Origin of the sequence: Mesorhizobium sp. CA4 (genome assembly GCF_020165075.1) — a bacterium.
In the GTDB taxonomy this organism is placed as follows: Bacteria; Pseudomonadota; Alphaproteobacteria; order Rhizobiales; family Rhizobiaceae; genus Mesorhizobium.
Genome location: NZ_JAIUHK010000074.1, coordinates 1 through 5,946, shown reverse-complemented (window position 1 = coordinate 5,946; position 5,946 = coordinate 1). Strand labels below are relative to the sequence as shown.

Here is a 5,946-nt window from a genome sequence, read left to right as displayed (position 1 = left end):
CAAGCGATTCGTGTGTCATCTCCAGCGTAGAATCACAACCGATTCCGCGCCGCAATACCTATCTTAGCGCCTATGCCGGTTGACAGGTGCGGGCCGCGGCGCCGTTCAGGATGCAGCACTGGGATCGGCGCTCGCCGAGGATGACATAGGTCGAGATCCGTGCGCCCGAGTCCTTGTTCAGATGACGTGCTCCCCTGAAATGTCCTCGCTTTGAGGTTAGCCTGTTATCCGGATGAGGAGACAGGGAAACGATTTTCCGACGAACAGATCATCGGCATTTTGAAGGAGCACCAGGCGGGGCTCTCGGCGACGGAGCTTTGCCGCAAATACGGCGTGAGCGACGCGACCTTCTACAAGTGGCGCTCAAGTATGCCGGCATGGATGTGTCGGAGGCGAAGCGGCTGAAGGCTCTTGAGGAGGAGAACGGCAAGATGAAGCGTCTGCTGGCCGATGCGATGCTCGACGACTCGATCTTGCGCGAGATGCTCGGAAAAAACTTCTGACGGCCTGGGTCAAGGAGAACTGCTGTGACCTGGGCGATTAAGAACAAGGGCTATTCGCAGCGCCGGGCCTGCGGGCTCGTCTGCATGGAGCCGCGGGTTTAGCGCTACCGTTCGAGCCGGGCCGATGACCTTGGCCTGCGCAGGCGGCTGCGGGAAATGGCCGCCGAGCGCCGGCGCTTCGGTTACCGCCGGCTGCACCTGCTCCTGAAGCGTGAAGGCGTGGCGATGAACTGGAAGAAGCTCTATCGCCTCTATCGCGAGGAGCGGCTGACGGTGCGCAAGCGGGCATTGGGCACCAGCGTGCCGGTGGCAATCCCGCAGGGCGCCAACCAGCGCTGGAGCCTCGACTTCGTCTCCGACACGCTGACCGATGGCCGCCGCTTCCGGATCCTGTGCGTCATCGACGACTTCAGCCGGGAGTGTCTGGCCACGGTCGTCGACAACTCGATGTCGGGTGAGTGTGTCGCCCCGCGAACTCGACATCATCGCCGAGCATCGCGGTTACCCTGCATGATCGTATCGGAGCTGACGTCGAATGTCATCCTGGCGTGGCGGGAGGACCGGCAGGTCGAATGGCACTACATCGCGCCGGGCAAGCCGATGCAAAATGGCTTCGTGGAAAGCTTAAACGGGAGGCTACGCGATGACTGCCTCAATGAGCGGCTCTTCACCAGGTACCGGCATGCCCGCAACAGCATCGAAGAATGGAGGATCGACTACAATGTGAATCGCCAGCACGAGCCTCGATGGGCTCACCCCGCTTGAATATGCAACCCGATCCGTCAAGGATCACAACGTGAACAGGGCTAACTTATAGATGCGGACAAAACGGGGAGCACGACACAGATCTCGACGAAATTCCATCGGCAGGATGCCTGCCTCCTCGCAATGGTCGGGCTCGAGCGTGATCGAGCCATGATAGTTGAGATTGGCCTCGGTAACGTGGATGCCGTGCAGCTTTCCGGCGACGATTTTGCGCGTTTCTTCCTCCAGAAAAGACTTGCAATGTCCCGAGCCACACGTGGCTCGCGTCCTCAGTCGTTCTCAAAGCCTATCGTGTGGTTTCTTCGGCTTGAGCGTATGAACGCTCTCTTCTGATCGCGTCGCAGGATTCGATGAAGGCGACATCCAGCAGGCAACCGAGTGGTTCCAGTCCGTGAAAGCTAGCCATCTGTGGCAGTTCATCGAGCCGGGAGATGATGAGGCCAAGTGCTTCCACGCGGTCTTTTGTTTGCTCCTGGCCAGTCACTCCTTCCTCGCCCGTTGAGTTGATGTGGTCTGCCAGCGAACAGGCTTGCGCGTCGAGGGTCGGCGCAAGTTGGTCTGCGTCGAAAGGACTTCCTGCGATCCCGGTTCATGTCCTCTCCTTCAGTTCAGATGCCTGCTGCAGTTCCGGTCGGCTGGCCCCGTGTCGAGGATGGGAGCTGTGGGTAAGCCATCCGACCGAGATAAGGTCGACGCCGGTCGCCGCAATTGCCGGAGCCGTTTTCGGTGTCATCCGACCCGACGCCTCGGTGAGAGCCCTGCCGGCGGCCATCGCCACCGCCTGGCCAAGATCCTCGAGGGACATCGCTTGGTTCACGAGCTAATTTTCTGGCTGCCCGAAGGGTATTATGCCGGCCCTCAGCTGGTTCGCACTTCCGTTCCGGCGGTGCCGATTAGCGGCGAGCGATCAGCGGGCAGAGCTGGCTAACTAACCGTGGACGACGGCACACTTCATGGCAGCCATTCGGAGTTCTGTGTCCGAAGCCTGAAGAGCGCTGTGATAGTTTTCCCGCAGTTTATCGACGACTCCGGCGAGCGGAACAGGGCGGTGGTGGGGCTGATAATCTCGAAAGGATCTTCGAGCACCTGGCTAAACGAGGCCTTGAAGGGTTGAGGGGACGGTCTGGAGATGGATTACCCGCAGTTTTCAAAACCCCCATTCGGATGTACGCCGCAAAGATAAGCGCTCACATAGGCAAACGACCGTAGTCCGGCTCAGCCCCCGATTGCAGCGGGGGCACGCTGCACTTAAGGTCAGAAAGCAATCCGTCCGTCAGTCCGTAGACCCAGCCGTGAATCCGCACCCGCTTGCCGCGTTTCCATGCCCGCTGCACGATGGGCGTGCGTTCAAGGCGTGCCACTTGGTTGCGCGTGCTCATTTCACAGACGAACTTGAGGCGCGAAGTCATGTCGGGGAGGCGGTCCAGTTCGTCCCTGTTCTGTTCGGCCACATCGCGAATGGGCTGCAGCCAATGGTCGATGATGCCGTGCCGTTCTCCGTCGAGCGCAGCTCGGATGCCGCCGCAGCCATAATGGCCGCAGACGATCACGTGTGACACTTCCAAGACGTCGATCGCATATTCAAGCACCGATAGCAGGTTCAAGTCGCTCGGGTGAACCAGATTAGCGACGTTCCGGTGGACGAAGACCTCACCCGGTTCCAAGCCGGTGATCGTGTTGGCCGGCACCCGGCTGTCCGAACAGCCGATCCAGAGGTATTGCGGCCGCTGAAGATGGAAAGCCGTTCGAAATAGCGGGGGTCCTCGCGGCGGCGTTCCTCCGACCAGGCCCGGTTTTTCTCGAACAGCTCATTTAGCACGTCATTACCTCTTATGGATCAGCTTTTGCCCGCCGCAGGCCAATACACCTCTTTTGTCGGGAGGGACACGCATTTGGCGGCACCCCCTTCAGCTTAAACGGTCCTGATGCGATACGGGAAGAGGGTAGCCGCCTACGCCGGAGCAACCGTCCGGCGGGCTTCAGAACGCGCCGCCAATCAAGTCCTTCAAGCAGCGCCGACAACTGAGCGGCCGTTAGCCGCATCACGCCATCCTGCACTTTCGGCCAGCGGAACTCGCCATCCTCCAGCCGCTTCGCATAAATGCAGACGCGGGTGGCGTCCCAGAAGATCAGCTTGATCCGATCCGTCCGTTTCGCGCGGAAGACATAGACTGCACCACTGAACGGATCGGCACCTATCTTCTCGCGCACCATTGCGGCGAACCCCTCCGGCCCGCCATTTCGGACAATGGCTTCAGCGCACCAAGATACCATTGCCGAAGTTGATGACGATGCCATTCGCCGCTTTTCGCGGCATCCGCCGGCCGATTATCTCTCCACCAGATATGTGAACCGAGCGCGGCGGTTCGTGAGCTTTCTGGTGGAATGCAGGGGGGTGATGCAGTTGAGTTGGATATGCCGCGTGGGAATGACGCTGGCGAGGCGGCCATCGACTATCCGCGGGATGCTCGACCACCTGCCGTCCGGTGAGCAGATTTTTCTACGAACCCTTGCCATCGTCAGCCCTGCTCTTGTAAGGGGGGGTATCGACGATGCGCCTTCCCGAGGCGCCAATCTGCTCCGGCACTCGGCAGCGACCAACGCAAGGTTCCCCCCTCGCGACCGTGTGGCATAGATTGAGCAAGCCACGCTGGCTGACCAGATCCTGCTCCAGCCCTTCCCAAAGCTTCATCGAGAATTCTTAGAACGGCTCGTGCCGGGCAAAAGGTAATTGGAACGAACTATCGTGGTGTTACGGCCGAAATTACCGCCCCCGATCCACTCTTCTTGACGACCGCCACCTTTGCCTCGCCGAACTCCTTGGCAAGATAGTATGCCGTGCAAGCCCGTGCCCGCCGCCACCGATCACCACGATGTCGTATTTCCGCTTGGGTTCCAGCTCGCGCCATACGGGCTTCCCGCCACAGTGACCTGTTGTTGCCTCGTCAATGATTTTGAAGCCGGAATAGCGCATCGCTTCCTCTTCTTGGGATTTCGCTGCATTTCAGGTGTCTATGGACATCTGCCCCGTCGCTTTCGGACGACTACCCCTTCCATTTCGGACATGTCGGACGTGTTCTAGACATGGCATTGGAGCGCAACTGAACGAGTCCGTTTGACAACTATCCTGCCGGGTAGGCAGAACCTATCCGGCCAATAAATCATTTTCTATCCGGACAGGTGTTGTAGGCGGTTGTCTGCCGACTCATGCTTCCTGCGACGACCAAAAGCGGGTCAGCCGCTTGTGCAGGAGGATTTTATGGCCGGTTACACTCATCTATTCGTTCCGGGGCCCACCAATGTCCCGGAGGCTGTACGCCAGGCAATGAACCTCCCAATGGAGGACATGCGCGCCGCTTCATTCCCCAATCTGACGCTACCGCTGTTCGAGGACATCAAAAAGGTCTTCAAGAACGAGACCGGCCGCGTCTTCATCTACCCCTCCTCGGGCACCGGTGCCTGGGAGGCGGCGATGACCAATGTGCTCAGCCCCGGCGACAGGGTGTTGATGTCGCGCTTCGGCCAGTTCTCGCATCTGTGGGTCGACATGGCCGAGCGGCTCGGCTTCGATGTCGATGTCATCGATTGCGAATGGGGCACTGGCGTCCCGCTCGAGCTCTATGCCGAGAAGCTTCGGGCCGACAAGGCGCACCGCATCAAGGCTGTCTTCTGCACCCAGAACGAGACCGCGACCGGCGTCACCAGCGACGTCGCCGGCTGCCGCGCCGCGCTCGACGCGGCGCACCATCCTGCCCTTCTCTTCGTCGACGGCGTTTCCTCGATCGGCTCGATCGACTTCCGCCAGGAGGAATGGGGCGTCGACTGCGCCGTCAGCGGCTCGCAGAAAGGCTTCATGCTGCCGGCCGGCCTCGGCTTCCTGTCGGTCAGCACGAAGGCGCTTGCCGCTTCGCGGGTGGCGACACACCGGCACTGCTACTTTTCCTTCGAGGACATGATCCGCGCCAATGATGCCGGCTACTTCCCTTACACGCCGGCGACCCAATTGCTGCGCGGCCTGCGTGCCTCGCTCGACCTGATCGCCGAGGAAGGACTGGAAAACATCTTCTCCCGTCACCATCGCTTGGCAGAAGGCGTGCGCAAGGCCGTCGACGCCTGGGGCCTGAAGCTCTGCGCCAAGACAGCGCAATGGCACTCCGACACGGTCAGCGCGATCCTGGTGCCGGAAGGCATCGACAGCGCCAATATCGTCAAGCGCGCCTACGGAGCCTACCAGACCTCACTTGGCGGCGGTCTCAACAAGGTGGCCGGCAAGGTCTTCCGCATCGGCCATCTCGGCTGGCTGAACGAGGTGATGGTGCTGGCCTCGCTGTCGGCCGCAGAAATGGCGCTGCTCGATTGCGGCGTGCGCCTGGCCCCTGGCTCGGGCGTGGCGGCGGCGATCGAGCATTTCCGCCGCACGGCCGACGTGCCGGTCGCCAAGGCGGCGTGAGGAGCGCATCATGAGCCACACCATCAATCATTTGAAGAAACTGCGGCTGCAGCGCAGCGAGCTCGCCGTCCCGGGCTCCAGCCCGGAAATGATCGACAAGGCGGCGAACAGCGCCGCCGACTTCGTCTTCCTCGACATCGAGGACGCGGTGGCGCCGCCCGACAAGGAGCGCGCCCGCAAGAACATCATCCAGGCGCTGAACGATATCGACTGGCGCGCCAAGGGGAA

Annotated in this window: 3 protein-coding genes and 6 pseudogenes; 3 read left to right on the top strand and 6 right to left on the bottom strand. The window is 60.9% G+C overall.

The window, feature by feature from the left end; translation table 11 throughout:
• Positions 1-76: 76 nt before the first annotated feature.
• Positions 77-178, bottom strand: a pseudogene (locus LB528_RS30010) (aspartate 1-decarboxylase); the annotation flags it as partial.
• A gap of 32 nt (positions 179-210) precedes the next feature.
• On the opposite strand from LB528_RS30010, the pseudogene LB528_RS30005 reads away from it, so the two are divergent.
• Positions 211-1,320: pseudogene (locus tag LB528_RS30005) on the top strand (IS3 family transposase).
• Positions 1,321-1,358: 38 nt separating this feature from the next.
• Here the strand turns inward: LB528_RS30005 and LB528_RS30000 are convergent.
• The 5 genes and pseudogenes from LB528_RS30000 to LB528_RS29980 all read right to left on the bottom strand — a co-directional run.
• A pseudogene (locus LB528_RS30000) lies at positions 1,359-1,496 on the bottom strand (aspartate 1-decarboxylase); the annotation flags it as partial.
• Positions 1,497-1,871: 375 nt separating this feature from the next.
• Positions 1,872-2,073 (bottom strand): annotated as a pseudogene (locus LB528_RS29995) (nicotinate-nucleotide diphosphorylase (carboxylating)); the annotation flags it as partial.
• A gap of 382 nt (positions 2,074-2,455) precedes the next feature.
• Positions 2,456-3,087 (bottom strand): annotated as a pseudogene (can, locus tag LB528_RS29990) (carbonate dehydratase).
• Positions 3,088-3,098: 11 nt separating this feature from the next.
• On the bottom strand, positions 3,099-3,482 hold the full coding sequence (gene tnpB / locus LB528_RS29985; RefSeq protein ID WP_263484327.1) for an IS66 family insertion sequence element accessory protein TnpB: 384 nt from the start codon (positions 3,480-3,482) through the stop codon (positions 3,099-3,101).
• 400 nt (positions 3,483-3,882) lie between these two features.
• Positions 3,883-4,242, bottom strand: a pseudogene (locus LB528_RS29980) (FAD-dependent oxidoreductase); the annotation flags it as partial.
• 285 nt (positions 4,243-4,527) lie between these two features.
• Between LB528_RS29980 and LB528_RS29975 the strand changes: the two are divergent.
• Both LB528_RS29975 and LB528_RS29970 read left to right on the top strand, forming a co-directional pair.
• Complete coding sequence (locus tag LB528_RS29975) at positions 4,528-5,718, top strand: aminotransferase class V-fold PLP-dependent enzyme (protein WP_224717228.1); 1,191 nt, start codon at positions 4,528-4,530, stop codon at positions 5,716-5,718.
• Between the two features lie 10 nt (positions 5,719-5,728).
• Positions 5,729-5,946, top strand: a 218-nt coding sequence (locus tag LB528_RS29970) for an aldolase/citrate lyase family protein (protein ID WP_263487555.1), incomplete at its 3' end; no start/stop codon positions are given.